Below are 17,673 nucleotides of genomic sequence, written 5' to 3'. Positions count from 1 at the left end.
TGCGTGTATCGTGAAGTCATCTGTGCAAGTTACCTGAGGTTCAGGTGTTGCACTTCAGATTTGAGACCGCCCCCTTTCCGGGGATGGGACAGGGGCATTTGAGCGCAAAAGGTTTGCGGCGAAGATGGGCGTTGTCACTGAAATCGAGTTGATCGAGACGGCACACACTAGTGCTACGTTTACTACGACGATTCAAGTGGCTTGTACCGGAGGCACCGTATCGGTGTTCGTTTCTCTGGGAGCGACTCCTGGCTCCTCCCTTGTCGCACCAATCAAGCTTTACCCGCGATGCCCTACGGTTGTACGAGCGATTATCGAAAAATTCAATGATTGGCAGTTTGCAGGACAAGCGCTTCCTTTTGGGCGGGTATTTGATGCGACGCAAAGCCAAGGGGTGCAGGATCTCTGCAGCGCTATTCGATCAAATAGTCGGCGTCTACCGCTTGTCGTTGTGTCAATAGATCGTGATGAGCAAATCTGGCATGACTTGCACATTCGGGCAGCGGAACATCTCATTGGGCTGGCGGATGTGGCCTTTGTAGACGCCGAATCATCGTGGTCACTTACTGACGAGCTAGGTGCCAGGGATTCGTGCTACTTGGGTGCGGTTCGACTTTATTGGCCGTTGCGTCGAGCCGATGGCAGTTATGAAGGAATTACTTGGTTGGCTCAGCGTTTGGCTGCGTTTGGCGTAGATGAACAGGGTCGGAATCGATTCCTATCTGTTCTTCGTAGAACGGTTATGAGTACGGCAGCATTGACGATGCTCCAGCCTAGCAGCGTTCGGGAGATTCACAACGCCGCAACGAGGGAGCGCCTTCAAGCTTTGGAGGGGCAAGCTCGCGACGCTGAACTCGACTCCATCATCGAAGAGAACGCGAAACTATCTGAGGAACTGGAGAAAGCGAAAGCGACTGTCTCTACTCTTCAATGGAAGTTGGCAGCCACCACATACTCGCGTCAAGGGGACCCTGCCGCGAACGATGATGATGCAGATGATCCTACGCCGGAAGAATCCATCCGCGTACCTCCAGAACCGGGGGAGACGCGCTTCTACAAGAAGATTGGTAGCGGGGGAGGGGTCGATACTCTTGTCCAGACGAAAGCGTGCCAACACAAGTCGGCGAATTGGAAACCAGCATTCAAGGGCGATCAAGCCGAAAAAGGACTTATTAAGCTTGAAGGACGCGATGACTGGCAGAGCTTGGCGCATTGCAGTGCATGCACCGGGGGGGGCGCTGGCGAGTCCATTGGTAATCCGCAATGCCCAAGAGATCTGCATCGAGTAAGTCGAGGCATTGAGGGCATCATCGAGAAGGCTGCTATAGCTGGCCCTGGCCAACATTGGCCCACTTGGTTGGACAAGTCAATCGTGGTTGTTGTGACCGATTGACCGCTCCTTATTCAATGCCGCAAAACGGGTCTCCAGATGAGTACCAGGAGTGATTGATTTGCTATTGATTGAATAGCAAAATGCTTAAAACCAGCAGGCGCTTTCGGCTGATTAAGCTTGAAATATTCGCGCTCAGCCTCACCGCCATGCCCCCGCCACCAACCGGCTGTAATGCACCCCCGGCCGGCCCAGCAGTTGCTCGAACGCCGCCGGGTCGCCCACGTTGTCGCTGTCCAGCATGGCCAGCGATTCGCTGCACCAGGGCACGGAGGCAGGCAGCAGGTCGCCCATGCGGGCGCTCAGGCGGGTGAGCGGCAGGGGCAGGCGCAGCACCCGCGCGGGGCCGTGGCCCTGCTGCTGGCGCAGGCTGGCCACAAAGTCGCCCATGCGCAGGGGCTCGGGGCCGGGGCAGGCGATGGTGCCGGTGCGCTGCAGGGCCGGGCCGAGCAGGGCCACCACGGCGGCGGCCAGGTCGTGCACCGACACGGGCTGGATGCGCGCCGTGAGCATGGGCGCGGGGAACACCACCACGGGCAGGCGGGCCAGGTTCATGAACAGGGCGCTGCTGTCGCCGCCCTTGCCAAACACCACGCTGGGGCGCAGCACCACGGGGTCGAGCTGGCCGGCGTCGGCCAGGGTGCGCAGGCAGGCCTCGGCGGCGAGCTTGGTGCGGGCGTAGCGCGTGGCGCTGCCCTCGATGCCCAGGGCCGAGATCTGCACCACGCGGCGCACGCCGGCCTGGGCGCAGGCCTGGAACAGGGCGCAGGGGGTGTGCTGGTGCACGGCGGCGATGGGGCGCGCGCGGCTGTCGCGCAGCACGCCCACGGCGTTGACCACGGCGTCGATGCCTTGCAGGCGCGGCAACCAGGCGCCGGGCGTGGTGTCGTGGGCGAAGTCCATGGGCGCCTGGCCGGTGGCCGGGGCATGGCGGGGCGATACGCCGCAGTGCACCGCATGGCCGGCGCGTTCCAGCGCGGCGCGCAGTGTCTGGCCGATGAAGCCGGTCGAGCCGGTCAGGAGAATGTGCATGCTGTGCTCCGGCGGTGGGGGCCTGGCCGCCATTACACCCGCAATGCCGGCGCTGGTGGCCGGTGGCGGCGCGAAGCCCTGCGCGGCCCGCTGCCTTTGCCTGGCCCGCAGTGCTTGACAGGCTTGCTAAGATGAAAATCCGCGCGGCGCCCGTTGGTGGCCGCCGACGCACTGCATCCGGGCCGGATGACCGGCCCGCCGCCCAAGGGCCTTGCCCGGCCTGCCGCCAGGGCTGGGCTTTCTCGATGGCCCGCAGTCCATGAATAATGAATAAAAACAGCCTCCAGGGCTTACGGGGAAAGCGCAATAAGCTATGACATTAATAGCAATCATTTTGTCCACGCTGGCCACGGGCATCGGCAGCGTGTGGCTCGCGGCCCTGCTCATGCGCGTGGGTTTGGGTGGCAAGGAGGGCACGCAGCATTTGCTGAGCCTGGCGGCGGGCGCGCTGCTGGCCACGGCCTTCATGCACCTGCTGCCCGAGGCGTTCGAGAGCCAGGCCGGCGCGCACGACCTGTTCGCCACGCTGCTGGTGGGCGTGGTGTTCTTCTTCCTGCTCGACAAGGCCGAGCTGTGGCACCACGGCCATGAGCACAACCACGGCGCCCACGGTGCCGGGCACCACCACCATCACCACCACCACGGCCATGCGCACGCGCACGCGCATGGCCATGCCGGGCACCACGGCGCCCATGGTTCTGCCGAGGCTCCGCGCCCGGCGGGCGGCTGGACGCTGCTGGCGGGCGACAGCGTGCATTGCTTTGGCGACGGGGTGCTGATCGCCTCGGCCTTCGTGGCCGACCTGCGCCTGGGCCTGGTGGCGGCCGTGTCGGTGCTGGCGCACGAGGTGCCGCACCACATCGGCGACCTGGCGGTGCTGCAGCAGACCAGCGCGAGCCGGCGCATGGCGGTGGTCAAGGTGTCGCTGGCCGGTGCGGTGACGGCCATTGGCGGCCTGGTGGGTTACTTCCTGGTGGCGCAGTTGCACGACTGGCTGCCGTACTTCCTGGTGGTGGCGTCGAGCAGCTTTATCTATGTGGCGCTGGCCGACCTGATCCCCCAACTGCAAAAGCGCCTGGGCGCGCGCGAAACCACGCTGCAGATTCTTTGGCTCGCGGTGGGCATGGGGGTCGTTGTCCTGCTCAGCGGCTTGGCGCACGCGCACTGAGATCGTAAATACGCTCTGAGATCCTTCCCGCCCAGGTGGCGCCACGCGCCGTTCGCGGGCGGGAGGCTGGGCGCTCAGCGGGGCGCGGCCCCCGTGCTGGCGATGGCGATGAAAGCCTGCAGCGCGGGCGATGTCTGCTCGGCATGCCAGGCCAGCACCCCGACAGTGGGGTGTGTCAGCCCCCGCAGGGGCACGAAGCGCGCGCCGGTGATGCCCGCGCGCGCCATGGAAGCCGGCACCAGCCCCACCCCCATGCCCGAGGCCACCAGCGCGACCACGGTCAGCCACTGTCGGGCGGCGTGCCGTGTCTGCGGGTGGATGCCGGCGCGGTGCAACAGGGCGATCACGTTGTCGTGGTTGGCGGGGGCCACCTCGCGCGAGAACATCACGAAGGTTTCGTCGGCCAGGGTGCGCAGATCGATGCTGGCGGCCTGGGCCAGCGGGTGGGCGTCGGGCAGGCAGCACATGAAGTGGTCGTCGGCCAGGGGCACGCTGCGCAGCCGCGCCGGCACGGCGCTGGTGTTGATGAAACCCACGTGGAGCTGGCGGTGCAGCAGGGCCTCGATCTGTTCGCTCGACGACATCTCGCGCAGGTTCACCTCCATGCCGGGGGCCTGCGCGTGGAAGGCCTGCACGATGCGCGGCATGTCGCGGTACACCATGGAGCCGGTGAAGCCGACGTCCAGCCGCCCCTGCTGCCCGCCGGCCACGGCGCGGGCGGTTTCGCCGGCCTGGGCCACGCGGTCGAGCACGAGCCGCACCTCGGCCAGGTAGGCGCGGCCCGCGGGCGTCAGCTCCACATGCTTGCTGTTGCGCTCGAACAGCCGCACGCCCAGCTCGTCCTCCAGCGCCTTGATGCCCGAGCTCAGCGGCGGCTGGGTGATGGCCAGCCGCTCGGCGGCGCGGCCGAAATGCAGTTCTTCGGCCAGCACGGAGAAGTAGCGCAGCAGGTGCAGTTTCATGCCCGGCATGATGCCTCAGTGCCCGTGCGCACGCCGGGCCCCGGCGCTCAATACGACTTGGGCAGCCCCAGCACCTTCTCGGCGATGAAGCACAGGATGAGCTGCGGGCTCACGGGCGCCAGGCGCGGAATCCAGGCTTCGCGCAGGTAGCGCTCGACGTGGTATTCCTTGGCGTAGCCCATGCCGCCGTGCGTGAAGATGGCGTTCTCGCAGGCGCGGTAGCAGGCCTCGGCCGCGAGGTACTTGGCGCTGTTGGCCTCGGCGCCGCAGGGCAGGTGCTGGTCGTAGAGCCACGCGGCCTTCTGCACCATCAGGTGGGCCGCTTCCAGTTCCATCCACGACTTGGCCAGCGGGTGCTGGATGCCCTGGTTCTGGCCGATGGGGCGGCCGAACACCTCGCGCTCGTTGGCGTAGAGGGCGCCGCGCCGCAGCGCCGCGCGGCCCAGGCCCACGGCCTCGCTGGCGATCAGGATGCGCTCGGGGTTGAGCCCGTGCAGGATATAGCTGAAGCCCTTGCCTTCCTCGCCCACGCGGTCTTCGACCGGGATGCGCAGGCCGTCGATGAAGACCTGGTTGGAGTCCACGCACTTGCGGCCCAGCTTGTCGATCTCGCGCACCTCCACGGTGCTGCGGTCGAGGTCGGTGTAGAACAGGCTCAGGCCTTCGGTGCCCTGACAGTCCTCGGCGGGCGTGGTGCGCGCCAGCAGCAGGATCTTGTTGGCCACCTGGGCCGTGCTGATCCACACCTTCTGGCCATGCACGACGTAGTGGTCGCCCTCGCGCACCGCGCGGGTCTTGAGCTTGAGGGTGTTGAGGCCGGTGTTGGGTTCGGTGACGCCGAAGCAGGCGCGGTCGCGGCCCTGGATCAGCGGCGGCAGCCAGCGCTTTTTTTGCTCGTCCGTGCCGAACACCACGACCGGGTGCAGGCCGAAGATGTTCATGTGCACCGCCGATGCGCCCGACAGGCCGGCGCCCGTGGCTGAAATGGTGTGCATCATCAGCGCCGCCTCGCTGATGCCCAGGCCCGCGCCGCCGTAGGCTTCGGGCATGGCGATGCCCAGCCAGCCCGAGTCGGCGAGGGCGCGGTGGAAGTCGTCCGGGAAGCCGCCTTCGGTGTCCTTGCGCAGCCAGTAGTCGGCGTCGAACGGGGCGCAGACGCGCTCGATGGCGTCACGGATCTGCTCCTGGTCGGGGGTCAGGGCGAAGTTCATGCGGTGGCTCCGGCAGGGGGGGCGGGGCGGATCACCTTGTCGGGCGATTCGCCATAGGGCGGGCTGTAGATCACCAGCAGCTTGACCGGGGTGTCGCTGGTCACGGTGAACACATGCATCTGGTCGGCGGGGAAGAAGCAGGTGTCGCCCGGCACCATATCGAACACCTGGCCGGCCACTTCGGCACGGGCCGTGCCTTCGAGCAGGTAGCAGGCCTGCTCGATGCCGGGGTGGGCGTGGGGCAGGGCGCCGCCGCCCTTGTGCAGCGTGCCCAGCAGCACTTCCATCTGCCGGGCGCCCACGGTCTCGGGGCCGATGAGGCGCTGGTTGTGCGTGTGCTGGTGGTTGGCGGGCTGGTAGGCGGGCACGTCGGCGGCGCGCACCAGGTAGCTGGGGTTCATGGCGGGGCTCCTGTCAGGCGGTGGTGGGTTCGGCGGCGCGGCAGGCCCCCTGGGCCAGCAGCGCCTCGATGCGTTCGGGCGGGTAGCCGGCCTCGGCCAGCAGCGCGCGCGTGTGCTCGCCCAGGCGCGGGGCCGGGGCCTGCTCGCGCGCGGGCGGCGTGGCCGACCAGCGGGTGGGGTGGGCCAGGGTGTGCAGCGGGCCTTCGCTGGGGTGCAGGGTTTCGCGCACGAAACCGGTGGCGCGCAACTGCGGGTTGGCCAGCAGGTCGGCCGGGCTGTTCATGGGCATGTTGGGCACGTCGGCAGCGTCGAGCAGGGCGCGCCACTCGGCGGTGGTGCGCGTGCGCATCAGCCGGGCCACCTCGGCGTACACCGTGTCGATGTGGGCGGCGCGGGCGCCGTGCGTGGCAAAGCGCGGGTCGCGCGCCAGGCCTTCCGATTCGCCGATGGCGGCGAAGAAGCTGCGCCAGTGCTTGTCGTTGTAGATCAGCACGCACAGCATGCCGTCGCGGGTGGCGTAGGGCTTGCGGTGCGGGGTCAGCAGCCGGGCATAGCCGGGGTCGCCGCGCGGCGGCTCGAAGCTCAGGCCCGCCATGTGGTCGCCCAGGATGAACTGCGCCATGGCCTCGAACATGGGCACCACGACGGCCTGGCCCTGGCCCGTCTGGCTGCGCGCGTACAGCGCGGCGGTCACCGCGTACACCGCATGCAGCCCAGTCACGCGGTCGGACAGCGTGGTGGGCGCGTAGCAGGGCTCGGCGGCGCCGTAGGCCTGCATCAGCCAGGGAATGCCGGTGGCGCCCTGGATCAGGTCGTCGTAGGCGGGGCGGGCGGCGTCGGGGCCGTCCTGGTCGAAGCCGCAGCAGCTCACGTGGATGATGCGCGGGTTGCGCGCCCGCACGGCCTCGTAGTCCAGCCCCAGCCGGGCCAGGGCCTGCGGACGCACATTGCTGATGAGCACGTCGCAGTCCTCGGCCAGGCGCAGCGCGGCCTCGCGGCCCTCGGCGTGCTTGAGGTCGAGCACGATGCTGCGCTTGCCCGCGTTGGCATGCAGGAAGATGTGGCCCATGCCGGGGTGCACCATGGGGCCCACATGGCGCATGTTGTCGCCCTCGGGTGTCTCCACCTTGATGACCTCGGCGCCGAGTTGGGCCAGGATCTGGGTGGCGAACGGCCCCATGATGACCGAGGTCAGGTCCAGGACCCGGACGCCCGCCAGCGGGCCGCCGTGGGACTGTGCTTGCGCGTTGCTCATGGGTTCATTCCGCGCGGATGCCCGCCTGCTTGATGAGCGAACCCCAGTGGTTGAGCTGGTCGGCCACGTAGCGGGCGAACTCGTCCGGCGTCTTGCTCGGCCACACCTGGAAGCCGATCTGGCTGAGCTTGTCCTGCAGGTCCTTGTTGCCCAGCACCGCCTGCAGTTCGCTGTTGAGTCGCTCGACCACGGCGGGCGGCAGGCCGGCCGGGCCGAAGATGCCGTTCCACGAGGTCAGCGCGAAGCCCTGGACGGTCTTGCCGATGGGCGGGACGCCGGGCAGCAGGGGCGAGGGCTCGGCAGTGGTGATGCCCAGGGCGCGCACCTTGTCGGTCTTGAGCATGCCCAAGCCCGAGCCCAGGTCCACCACGTAGAGCTGCACCTGCCCGCCCACCAGGTCGGTCATGGCCTGGGGGCTGGATTTGTAGGGAATGCCCAGCATGTCCACGCCGGTGATGCGCCGGATCGTCTCGGACGCCACCAGCGAGGTGCTGTTGGGCGTGGCATAGCTGAGCTTGCCGGGGTTGGCCTTGCCGTAGTCGATCAGCTCCTTGAGGGACTTGGCGGGCACCGCTGGATGCACCGCCAGGGCGAAAGGCAGTTCGCCCACGCGGGCGATCGGGGTGAAGTCCTTGATGGGGTCGTATTTGAGGTTGCTGTACAGGCTGGGGTTGGCCGAGTGGGACGTGTTGGTCGTCATGAACAGCGTGTAGCCGTCGGGCTTGGCCTTGGCCACGAACTGCGCGCCTATCTGGGCGCTGGCGCCGGGCTTGTTGTCGATCACCACGGGCTGCTTGAGGCGGTCCGACAGCTTCTGGCCCACGGCCCGCGCGACCGAGTCGGTGCCGCTGCCGGCCGCAAAGGGCACGACCAGGGTGATGGGCGCGGAAGGATAGCCTTGGGCGTGCGCCATGCTGGCGCTGAACGCCAGGCTCAGCAGGGCGGGGAGGAAAGGGATGCGTTGCATGGTTTGTCTCCGTGTCGTGGGCTGGTCCCTCTCGGCTGGAGGGCTGGGCGCTATCTTGGGAGAGCGGGCGATTCGTGTCCAATTGAATCGATGGACTGATCAATACGTTTTGCGAATCGTTGCAAGGGCTGCGCGCAGGCGCGCGCCACCCTGCTGAGGGCCTGCGTGGAGGGTGGGGCGGTGGTGCGGCCGGGCCGGGTGCAGGCCGCGAAGCCTGAATGGAGCGCGCCGGTCGGGAGCCGCGTTGCGGCGGGCGGCGAGGGGGTCAGCGCCCGAGTGCGAAGACCACGGGCGTGTGCTTGTCGGGTGCCTCGGGGCGCTGGCGCCATTGCTGCACACTCTGGCTGCGGATGCGCGCGCTCTCCAGCGTGAGGCCGCTGGCCAGCGCCAGGCGCGTGGCGGGCTGCAGCGTGTGCAGAAGGGCCTGGAGCAGGGCGGCGTTGCGATAGGGCGTTTCGATGAAGAGCTGCGTTTGGCCGGTCTTGAGCGCCAGGGCTTCCAGCGCGCGGATGCGCTGGGTGCGCTCGTCGGCGTCCTGCGGCAGGTAGCCGACGAAGGTGAAGTTCTGGCCGTTGAGCCCGCTGGCCGCCAGGGCCAGCAGCAGCGACACCGGCCCCACCAGCGGCACCACCTCCAGCCCAAGGTCGTGCGCGGCGCGTACCACGGAGCTGCCGGGGTCGGCCACGGCGGGCATGCCGGCCTCGCTGACCAGTCCGATGTCGTGCCCGGCCAGGGCCGGCGCCAGCAGGGGGCGGGCGTCGAACGGCGCGGCGCCCTTGCCGCAGTGGTCGCCTTTCTTGTGCACCTCGCGCGGCAGTTCGGTGATCTGCTGCTCCTGCAGGGGCAGGGCGAGCGGGTGCAGGGTGTCCACGCGCTTGAGGTAGGCGCGCGTGCTTTTGGCGTTCTCGCAGATCCAGTGCGTGAGCCGTGCCGCCGTGGTCAGCGTGCCATCGGGCAGCGCCTGCGGCAGCGGCGCCGTGGTTTCACATCCGAAATCCAGGGGCGCGGGCACCAGGAACAGGCGCCCGCGTGCGGGAGCGGCGGCGCTCATGGCAGCGTCAGCCCGGCGGCGCGCAGCATGCGGCAGGTGCGGATCAGCGGCAGGCCGACCAGGGCCGTGGGGTCGTCGCTGACGATGGCGTCGAGCAGGCTGATGCCCAGGCCTTCACTTTTGGCGCTGCCCGCGCAGTCGTAGGGCTGCTCGGCGCGCAGGTAGCGCTCGATCTCGTCGTCCGTGAGCGTGCGAAAGCGCACCTCCACGGGCGCCAGATCCACCTGCTCGAAGCCGGTGGCCAGGCAGACCACGGCCAGCGCGGTCTGGAACACCACGGTGTGGCCGCTCATGAGCCGCAGCTGCGCCACGGCGCGCTCGTGCGTGCCGGGCTTGCCCAGGGCGTGGCCGGCGAGGTCGGCCACTTGGTCGGAGCCGATGACCACGGCCTCAGGGTGCTGTGCGGCCACGGCGCGGGCCTTGGCCAGCGCCAGGCGCAGGGCCAGCGCGCGCGGGGCCTCGCCGGCGCCGGGAGTTTCGTCCACCTCGGGGGCGGTGACGGTGAAAGGCAGGTGCAGGCGCTGCAGCAGTTCGCGCCGGTAGCGGGAGGTCGAACCCAGAACCAGGGTTCTCGGCAGGGGAAGGGCTTGATGCATGTCTTGATTCTCTTACACTGCGCACATGACCAAGGAATTCAACCCCGACCGGCTCGACGCCAAGGCCTTCGTGCTGGCGGGCGCGCGGCTGGAGGGACACGATTCCCTGCTGAAGTACGAGCGCCTGGCCCAGGAGGCCAAGGGCCTGCACCCCGACCTGCGCGTGGACTGGGCCGCCGTGGGCGAATGGCGGGCCGAGGCTGGCGGCGATGGCGGCCAGATGTGGATGCACCTGCGGGTCACGGCAGCGTTTCCCATGGTGTGCCAGCGCTGCATGGGCCCGGTGGACGTGCCCTTGCAGGTGGACCGGTGGTTCCGCTTCGTGGCCGACGAGGCCACGGCCGAGGCGCTGGACGACGAGGTCGAGGAGGACCTGCTCGCGCTGAGCCGCGAGTTCGATCTCCACGAACTGATCGAGGACGAATTGCTCATGGCGCTGCCCGTGGTGCCGCGCCACGACGAGTGCCCCACGCCGGTGTCCATGGCGTCCAGTGACGAGGATTTCGAGGCGGCGACCGCCGAGCGCCCCAACCCGTTTGCTGCCCTGGCGGGGCTGCGTGTGGGGAAATCGGATAAATAAAACGCTTTGGGTTATAATCGAGGGCTTCACGCGAATCCCCTCGTGTCTTTGATTGGGCTGATCGCGTTTTTACCAACCCCTTTTCAAGACCAGGAGCCGACCATGGCCGTTCAGCAAAACAAGAAATCCCCGTCCAAGCGCGGCATGCACCGTTCGCACAATGCGCTGACGGTGCCCGGCGTCGCCGTCGAGCCCACCACCGGCGAAAACCATCTGCGCCACCACATCAGCCCCAACGGTTTCTACCGTGGCCGCCAGGTGCTCAAGAACAAGTCCGAAGCCTGATACCCGTCAGACGCCAGGACCCCAGGGCCCGTTGCTACCCTCCCGTAGCACGGGCCTTTCTCATGCGTGCTGCGCACGCGCAACCGGCCGCCTCTCCGGCCAGAACCCTTTTCCATGATCACACTGGCTGTTGACTGCATGGGCGGCGATCACGGCCCCCATGTCACGCTGGCGGCATGCCGTCATTTCCTCGACCGGCACGCTGATGCCCATCTGCTGATGGTGGGCCTGCCCGAGGCTCTGCAGGGCTTTTCCCACGATCGCGCCACCCTGGTGCATGCCAGCGAGGTGGTGGCGATGGACGACCCGCTGGAAGTGGCGCTGCGCCGCAAGAAGGATTCGTCCATGCGCGTGGCGATTCAGCAGGTCAAGGAAGGCGCGGCCGCCGCGGCCGTGTCCGCCGGCAATACCGGGGCGCTGATGGCCATCGCGCGCTACGTGCTCAAGACGCTCGACGGCATCGATCGCCCGGCCATCGCCTACCCGCTGCCCAACGCCACGGGCGGCGCCACCACGGTGCTGGATCTGGGGGCCAATGTGGACTGCAACGAGCGCCACCTGCTCGAATTCGCCGTCATGGGCTCGGCGCTCGACTCCGTGCTCAAGGGCAAGGAGCAGCCCACCGTGGGTTTGCTCAATATCGGTGCCGAGGCCATCAAGGGCAGCGAAGTCATCAAGAAGGCGGGTGAATTGCTGCGTTCTGCGGCTAACTCCGGCGATCTGAACTTTGTGGGCAACGTCGAGGGCAACGACATTTTCAAGGGCACGACCGACATCGTTGTGTGCGACGGCTTCGTTGGCAATGTGGCGCTCAAGACCAGCGAGGGCCTGGCGGCGATGGTGGGTGGCTTCCTGAAGCAGGAGTTTTCGCGCAATATTTTGACGAAAATCGCCGCCATCATTGCCTATCCGGTGCTATCTGCATTCAAAAAACGCGTGGATTACCGCCGTTACAACGGCGCGGCGCTGCTGGGCCTGCGCGGCCTGGTGTTCAAGAGCCACGGCTCGGCCGACGAGATGGCTTTTGAGACGGCTTTGAACCGGGCGTATGATGCAGCCCGCAACAACCTGCTGGACCGTGTCCGCCTCCGCATCGCCAGCGCAGCGCCCTTCCTGCTGCCTCCCGATGCCGCCGCCAACAGCGGCGCGGCGCCAGCGCCACAGTAATGAAACGCTATTCCCGTATTACCGGCACCGGCAGCCACCTGCCGCCGCGCCGGGTGACGAATGCCGACCTGGTGGCCGAACTGGCTGGCCGGGGCATCGAAACCTCGAATGACTGGATCGTCGAGCGCACGGGCATCCGCGCGCGCCATTTCGCGGCGCCCGACGTGGCCTGCAGCGACATGGCCCTGGAGGCCTCGCGCCACGCCCTGCAGGCCGCCGGCCTGGAGCCGCGCGACATCGACCTGATCATCGTCGCCACGTCCACGCCGGACATGGTGTTCCCGTCCACGGCCTGTATCCTGCAGAACAAGCTGGGCGCCATCGGCTGCCCGGCCTTCGACGTGCAGGCGGTGTGCAGCGGCTTCGTGTATGCACTCACCGTGGCCGATGCCATGATCCGCGCCGGCACGGCCAAGCGCGCGCTGGTGGTGGGCTCGGAGATCTTCAGCCGCCTGCTCGACTTCAATGACCGCACCACCTGCGTGCTGTTCGGCGACGGCGCGGGCGCCGTGGTGCTCGAAGCGTCGGATGAGCCCGGCATCCTGTCCACCGACCTGCACGCCGACGGCCGCCATGTGGGCATCCTGTGCGTGCCGGGCCATGTCTCCGGCGGGCAGGTCAGCGGCCTGCCGCTGCTGACCATGGACGGCCCGGCCGTCTTCAAGCTGGCCGTGGGGGTGCTGGAGAGCGCCGCGCGCGCCACGCTCGAAAAAGCCGGCCTGGCCGAATCCGACATCGACTGGCTGGTGCCGCACCAGGCCAACATCCGCATCATGCAGGGCACGGCGCGCAAGCTCAAGCTGCCCATGGACAAGGTGGTCGTCACCGTGGACCAGCATGGCAACACCTCGGCGGCGTCGATTCCGCTGGCGCTGGACCACGCGGTGCGTTCCGGCCAGGTGAAGCAGGGCGAAACCGTGCTGCTCGAAGGCGTGGGCGGTGGTTTCACCTGGGGTGCCGTGCTCCTGAAAATGTAGCTGGCGGCGCTTATTGAATAAGCGTCCAGGCCGAATTTCATTCATATTCAAGAAATAGCAATGAAAAACTTCGCATTTGTCTTTCCCGGCCAGGGTTCGCAGGCCGTGGGCATGCTCGATGGCTGGGGCGGGCATCCCGCCGTGCAGCAGGCGTTGCAGGAAGCGTCCGACGCCCTGGGCGAGGACGTGGGCCGCCTGATCCAGGAAGGCCCCAAGGAGGCCCTGGCCCTGACCACCAACACCCAGCCCGTGATGCTGGTGGCCGGTGTCGCGGCCTGGCGCGTCTGGCGTGCCGAGGGCGGCGCGCTGCCCGCCGCCGTGGCGGGGCATTCGCTCGGTGAGTACTCGGCGCTGGTGGCGTCCGGCGTGCTGACGCTGGCCCAGGCCGCGCCGCTGGTGCGCCTGCGTGCCGCCGCCATGCAGGAGGCCGTGCCCGTGGGCACGGGCGCCATGGCGGCCATCCTGGGGCTCGATGCCGCCAAGGTGATCGCGGGCTGCGCCGAGGTGACGGCCGCGCTGCAGGGCGGGGAGGTGGTCGAGGCGGTGAACTTCAACGACCCGGCGCAAACCGTGATCGCCGGCAGCAAGGCCGCGGTCGAGAAGGCCTGCGAGGCCCTCAAGGCCGCGGGCGCCAAGCGCGCGCTGCCCTTGCCGGTGTCGGCACCCTTCCATTCCAGCCTGATGAAACCGGCCGCCGAGAAGCTGCGCGCGGCCCTGGCCTCTACGCAACTGGCCGCGCCGCAGATTCCGGTGCTCAACAATATTGATGTGGCCGTGCAGCAGGATGCCGAAGCCATCCGCGACGCGCTCTACCGCCAGGCCTTCGGCCCCGTGCGCTGGGTGGAGTGTGTGCAGGCGCTGAAGGCTCGTGGCATCACCCACCTCGTCGAATGCGGCCCCGGCAAGGTGCTGGCGGGCCTGACCAAGCGCATCGACGCCGAACTGACCGGCGCGGCCCTGTACGACCCGGCCACCCTCAACGAAGTGAAGGAACTGCTGGCATGAGCGATACCACTGCAACCCCCTCCGTGGCGCTGGTCACGGGCGCCTCGCGCGGCATCGGCGCCGCCATCGCGCTGGAACTGGCCGCGCGCGGCCATCAGGTCATCGGCACCGCCACCACCGACGATGGCGCGGCGCGCATCACCCAGGCGCTGGCCGCCTACCCGGGCTGCCGGGGCGCCAACCTCAACGTGAACGACGCCGCAGCCGTCGAGGCGCTGATCGACGGCATCGTCAAGGGCCAGGGCGGCCTGCACGTGCTGGTGAACAATGCCGGCATCACGCGCGACCAGCTCGCCATGCGCATGAAGGACGACGACTGGGACGCCGTGCTGGACACCAACCTCAAGGCCGTGTTCCGTGTCAGCCGCGCCGCGATCAAGCCCATGATGAAGCAGCGCTTTGGCCGCATCATCAGCATCACCAGCGTGGTGGGCGCCTCGGGCAACCCTGGCCAGGCCAACTACGCCGCCGCCAAGGCCGGCGTGGCCGGCATGACCCGCGCGCTGGCGCGCGAGCTGGGCAGCCGCAACGTCACCGTGAACTGCGTGGCGCCCGGCTTCATCCAGACCGACATGACCGCCGAGCTGTCCGAGGACCAGCACAAGGCCCTGCAGGCCCAGATTCCGCTGGGCCATATGGGCCAGCCCGCCGACATCGCGCACGCGGTCGCCTACCTCGCATCGCGCGAGGCCGGTTATGTGACCGGGCAGGAGCTGCATGTCAACGGCGGCATGTACATGTAATCAGTCAAAAACACGCCGGGTCATCCGTGCGGCGGGCGGTTTAGGGGCATGCTCTTAAACAGCTAGAATCGCGGATCTATTCACAACCCCCAGAGGGAAACCATGAGCGATATCGAAGCACGTGTCAAAAAGATCATTGCCGAACAACTCGGCGTTGAAGAGTCTCAAGTCACCAACGAAAAGGCCTTCGTGGCCGACCTGGGTGCCGACTCGCTCGACACGGTGGAACTGGTGATGGCGCTGGAAGACGAATTCGGCATCGAGATCCCGGACGAAGACGCCGAGAAGATCACGACGGTGCAAAACGCCATCGACTACGCCACCTCCCACCCGAAGGCTTGAGTGGCGCGCCTGGCGCCTTCCCTTCAGCGATCAGCACAAGGTTTTTACGCATGAGCCGTCGTCGCGTTGTCGTGACCGGCCTGGGTTGCGTCAGCCCCGTGGGAAACACGGTGCAGGACGCCTGGGCCAATATCCTTGCCGGCCAGTCCGGCATCGACCTCATCACCAAGTTCGATGCATCGAACTTTGCCTGCAAGATCGCGGGCGAGGTCAAGGGGTTTGACCTGGAGTCCTATATCAGCGCCAAGGATGCGCGCGCCATGGACTCCTTCATCCATTACGGCATCGCCGCGGCTGCCCAGGCCGTGCAGGACGCAGGCCTGCCAACGGGCGATGCGCTGAACGAGGAACTGGCCACCCGCATCGGCTGCGTGATCGGCTCGGGAATCGGTGGCCTGCCGCTGATCGAGGATACCCATACCGAGTACGTCAACCGTGGGGCCAGGCGGATCACTCCCTTCTTTGTCCCGGCGTCCATCATCAACATGGTCGCCGGGCATGTGTCCATGCGTTTCGGCTTCAAGGGGCCGAACCTGGCCGTCGTGACGGCCTGCACCACCGGCCTGCACTGCATCGGCGAGGCTGGCCGCATGATCGAATACGGCGATGCCGACGTGGTCATCGCCGGCGGCGCCGAAGCCACGGTGTCGCCGCTGGGCATTGGCGGCTTCGCCGCGATGCGCGCGCTCTCCACCCGCAACGACGACCCCAAGGCCGCTTCGCGCCCCTGGGACAAGGACCGCGACGGCTTCGTGCTGGGCGAGGGTGCCGGTGTCGTGGTGGTCGAGGAATACGAGCATGCCAAGGCGCGCGGCGCCAAGATCTACGCGGAACTGAGCGGCTTCGGCATGAGCGCCGACGCCGGCCACATGACCGCCCCCAACATGGACGGCCCGCGCCGCGCCATGCTGGCCGCCCTGCGCAACGCCGGCATCAATGCCGACGAAGTGGCCTACCTAAACGCGCACGGCACCTCTACGCCGCTGGGCGATGTCAACGAGAGCAATGCCATCAAGGCGGCCTTCGGCGACCACGCGCACAAGATGGTCGTGAGTTCGACCAAGTCCATGACCGGTCACCTGCTGGGCGGGGCGGGCGGCATCGAGAGCATCTTCACGATCCTCGCGCTCTACCACCAGAAGGTTCCACCGACCATCAATCTGGACAACCAGGACCCCGAGTGCGACCTCGACTACTGCGCCAACACGGCGCGGGACATGAAGTTCGACGTCGCCATCAAGAACAACTTCGGCTTTGGCGGCACCAACGGCACGCTGGTGTTCCGGCGCGTCTGAGGCGCGCGGGCTGCCTGCCTGGCGGGCCTGCGCGGCATCGCGGGGGGCGGCACGCGCATGACCGCGATCGCATCCCGCCACCATGCTCCTTCCGTGCAATACCCGGTCGAGCGTTCACGCTGGCTGGGTGGCGCCCTGGGCCTTGGGTCGTTGACGGGCTTGCTGGTGCTGGCGGCGTGGGCCGTCCTGGGCGCGTCCGCGCGGCCATGGCCGTTCATTGGGGGCTGTTTTCTGCTGTGGTTCCTGGCGAGCGCCGGGGCCTGGCATTTCTGGGTCCGGTTGCCCACGGGAACGCTGGACTGGGACGGGCAGGGCTGGATGCTGCGGTCCGCCCAGGCGCTGGACGGGCGTGGTGCCTTGGCCGTGCATCTCGATCTGCAGCGGCGCATGGCTGTGTGCCTGCGCCAGCCCGGCGGCCGGCCACTGTGGCTTTGGCTGGAGCAAGAACGTGCACCCTCCCGCTGGGGCGATCTGCGCCGTGCGGTATATTCGCGCCCCGGAGCGGGCATTGCCGATGCCGCCGGACCTGCGCAGCAGCAGGCCGACACGGTGTGATCCTCTTTTTTCCATGACATCCCTTCCTCCCGCCGAACCGCCCGCCACCGACAGCGACCTTGTGCTCGTGCAGCGCACGGTGGCGGGGGATTTGCGCGCCTACGATCTGCTGGTCATCAAGTACCAGCGGCGCATCGAGCGCCTGATCGGGCGCATGGTGCGCGACGCCGATCTGGTCCAGGACATCGCCCAGGAGACCTTTCTGCGGGCCTACCGGGCGCTGCACCAGTTCCGGGGCGATGCCCAGTTCTATACCTGGCTGTACCGCATCGCGGTGAATACAGCGAAGAAATCCTTGATGGATCTCAAGCGCGACCCGGTGGTGTATGAAGGCAGCGTGCGGGGCGAGGGGGACGAGAATGAAACTTCCCGCATCGAACACGAACTAACCAGCGACGAGACCCCAGAGACCGTGCTCGCGGCGCAGGAGATCGCTGCCGCTGTGAACGCCGCCATGGAGGCCTTGCCGGAGGATCTCCGGCAGGCGGTCACGCTGCGCGAGATCGAGGGTCTGAGCTATGAGGAAATCGCCACGGTGATGGCCTGCCCGATCGGAACCGTGCGTTCGCGGATCTTCCGAGCGCGGGAGGCCATTTCCGCGCGGGTGCGCCCGCTGCTGGAGAACCGCACGGGCAAGCGCTGGTGATGGCGCGCGCTGGCGACGAGGTACTTTTCATGACATGCATTGGTT

The 17,673-nt window shown here is 67.6% G+C and carries 20 protein-coding genes; 12 read left to right on the top strand and 8 right to left on the bottom strand.

Features of this window, described 5'->3' with window-relative positions; all coding sequences use genetic code 11:
* Positions 1-124 precede the first annotated feature (124 nt).
* Positions 125-1,393, top strand: a complete 1,269-nt coding sequence (locus D8S75_RS17495) for a hypothetical protein (RefSeq protein WP_157982651.1) — start codon at positions 125-127, stop codon at positions 1,391-1,393.
* A gap of 138 nt (positions 1,394-1,531) precedes the next feature.
* On the opposite strand, the gene D8S75_RS13030 is transcribed toward D8S75_RS17495, so the two are convergent.
* Positions 1,532-2,422: an NAD-dependent epimerase/dehydratase family protein gene (locus tag D8S75_RS13030; protein ID WP_119966782.1), complete on the bottom strand. Its 891-nt coding sequence runs from the start codon at positions 2,420-2,422 to the stop codon at positions 1,532-1,534.
* Positions 2,423-2,735: 313 nt separating this feature from the next.
* On the opposite strand from D8S75_RS13030, the gene D8S75_RS13025 reads away from it, so the two are divergent.
* Positions 2,736-3,590 (top strand): ZIP family metal transporter, encoded by an 855-nt coding sequence (locus D8S75_RS13025; protein WP_119966781.1) that lies wholly within the window; start codon positions 2,736-2,738, stop codon positions 3,588-3,590.
* 74 nt (positions 3,591-3,664) lie between these two features.
* Here the strand turns inward: D8S75_RS13025 and D8S75_RS13020 are convergent, their stop codons facing one another.
* The 7 genes from D8S75_RS13020 to D8S75_RS12990 all read right to left on the bottom strand — a co-directional run bounded on the left by D8S75_RS13020 (position 3,665) and on the right by D8S75_RS12990 (position 10,033).
* Positions 3,665-4,552: a LysR family transcriptional regulator gene (locus D8S75_RS13020; protein WP_119966780.1), complete on the bottom strand. Its 888-nt coding sequence runs from the start codon at positions 4,550-4,552 to the stop codon at positions 3,665-3,667.
* A gap of 47 nt (positions 4,553-4,599) precedes the next feature.
* On the bottom strand, positions 4,600-5,763 hold the full coding sequence (locus D8S75_RS13015) for an acyl-CoA dehydrogenase family protein (RefSeq protein ID WP_119966779.1): 1,164 nt from the start codon (positions 5,761-5,763) through the stop codon (positions 4,600-4,602).
* The gene (locus D8S75_RS13010) at positions 5,760-6,164 is read right to left on the bottom strand and encodes a cupin domain-containing protein (protein WP_119966778.1); all 405 of its coding nucleotides are present in this window, start codon (positions 6,162-6,164) and stop codon (positions 5,760-5,762) included. Before D8S75_RS13010 ends, D8S75_RS13015 begins: the two co-directional genes overlap by 4 nt.
* A gap of 13 nt (positions 6,165-6,177) precedes the next feature.
* Positions 6,178-7,419, bottom strand: a complete 1,242-nt coding sequence (locus D8S75_RS13005; protein WP_119966777.1) for a CaiB/BaiF CoA transferase family protein — start codon at positions 7,417-7,419, stop codon at positions 6,178-6,180.
* Positions 7,420-7,423: 4 nt separating this feature from the next.
* Positions 7,424-8,386 carry a Bug family tripartite tricarboxylate transporter substrate binding protein gene (locus D8S75_RS13000; RefSeq protein ID WP_119966776.1) on the bottom strand — a complete coding sequence of 321 codons (963 nt, stop codon included), beginning with the start codon at positions 8,384-8,386 and terminating at the stop codon, positions 7,424-7,426.
* Positions 8,387-8,651: 265 nt separating this feature from the next.
* Complete coding sequence (locus tag D8S75_RS12995) at positions 8,652-9,437, bottom strand: SAM-dependent methyltransferase (RefSeq protein ID WP_119966775.1); 786 nt, start codon at positions 9,435-9,437, stop codon at positions 8,652-8,654.
* A complete protein-coding gene (locus D8S75_RS12990) occupies positions 9,434-10,033 on the bottom strand; it encodes a Maf family nucleotide pyrophosphatase (protein ID WP_119966774.1) in 600 nt (199 codons plus the stop codon). The genes D8S75_RS12995 and D8S75_RS12990 overlap by 4 nt, the downstream gene beginning before the upstream one ends.
* Before the next feature lie 25 nt (positions 10,034-10,058).
* On the opposite strand from D8S75_RS12990, the gene D8S75_RS12985 reads away from it, so the two are divergent.
* From D8S75_RS12985 to rpoE, 10 genes are all read left to right on the top strand, one after another.
* Entirely contained in the window at positions 10,059-10,613 is a 555-nt protein-coding gene (locus D8S75_RS12985) for a YceD family protein (protein WP_119966773.1), read from the top strand.
* A 102-nt stretch (positions 10,614-10,715) separates the two neighbouring features.
* Positions 10,716-10,898, top strand: a complete 183-nt coding sequence (gene rpmF, locus D8S75_RS12980; RefSeq protein ID WP_055843463.1) for a 50S ribosomal protein L32 — start codon at positions 10,716-10,718, stop codon at positions 10,896-10,898.
* Between the two features lie 114 nt (positions 10,899-11,012).
* Entirely contained in the window at positions 11,013-12,065 is a 1,053-nt protein-coding gene (gene plsX / locus D8S75_RS12975) for a phosphate acyltransferase PlsX (protein WP_119966772.1), read from the top strand.
* Complete coding sequence (locus D8S75_RS12970; RefSeq protein ID WP_119966771.1) at positions 12,065-13,042, top strand: beta-ketoacyl-ACP synthase III; 978 nt, start codon at positions 12,065-12,067, stop codon at positions 13,040-13,042. Before plsX ends, D8S75_RS12970 begins: the two co-directional genes overlap by 1 nt.
* A 60-nt stretch (positions 13,043-13,102) precedes the next feature.
* Positions 13,103-14,047, top strand: coding sequence for an ACP S-malonyltransferase (gene fabD, locus D8S75_RS12965; protein WP_119966770.1), 945 nt, complete (start codon positions 13,103-13,105; stop codon positions 14,045-14,047).
* Positions 14,044-14,790 carry a 3-oxoacyl-ACP reductase FabG gene (gene fabG, locus D8S75_RS12960; protein WP_119966769.1) on the top strand — a complete coding sequence of 249 codons (747 nt, stop codon included), beginning with the start codon at positions 14,044-14,046 and terminating at the stop codon, positions 14,788-14,790. Before fabD ends, fabG begins: the two co-directional genes overlap by 4 nt.
* A gap of 102 nt (positions 14,791-14,892) precedes the next feature.
* Entirely contained in the window at positions 14,893-15,132 is a 240-nt protein-coding gene (gene acpP, locus D8S75_RS12955; protein ID WP_119966768.1) for an acyl carrier protein, read from the top strand.
* 50 nt (positions 15,133-15,182) lie between these two features.
* Entirely contained in the window at positions 15,183-16,427 is a 1,245-nt protein-coding gene (gene fabF / locus D8S75_RS12950) for a beta-ketoacyl-ACP synthase II (RefSeq protein WP_119966767.1), read from the top strand.
* A gap of 57 nt (positions 16,428-16,484) precedes the next feature.
* A complete protein-coding gene (locus tag D8S75_RS12945) occupies positions 16,485-16,982 on the top strand; it encodes a hypothetical protein (RefSeq protein ID WP_119966766.1) in 498 nt (165 codons plus the stop codon).
* Between the two features lie 13 nt (positions 16,983-16,995).
* On the top strand, positions 16,996-17,628 hold the full coding sequence (gene rpoE, locus D8S75_RS12940; protein WP_119966765.1) for an RNA polymerase sigma factor RpoE: 633 nt from the start codon (positions 16,996-16,998) through the stop codon (positions 17,626-17,628).
* The last annotated feature ends 45 nt before the right edge of the window (positions 17,629-17,673 follow it).

The organism is Simplicispira lacusdiani (assembly GCF_003604195.1).
Lineage (GTDB): Bacteria > Pseudomonadota > Gammaproteobacteria > Burkholderiales > Burkholderiaceae_C > Simplicispira > Simplicispira lacusdiani.
The sequence above is the reverse complement of the archived record's forward strand: the minus strand, read 5'-3'. Positions and strand labels throughout refer to the sequence as shown.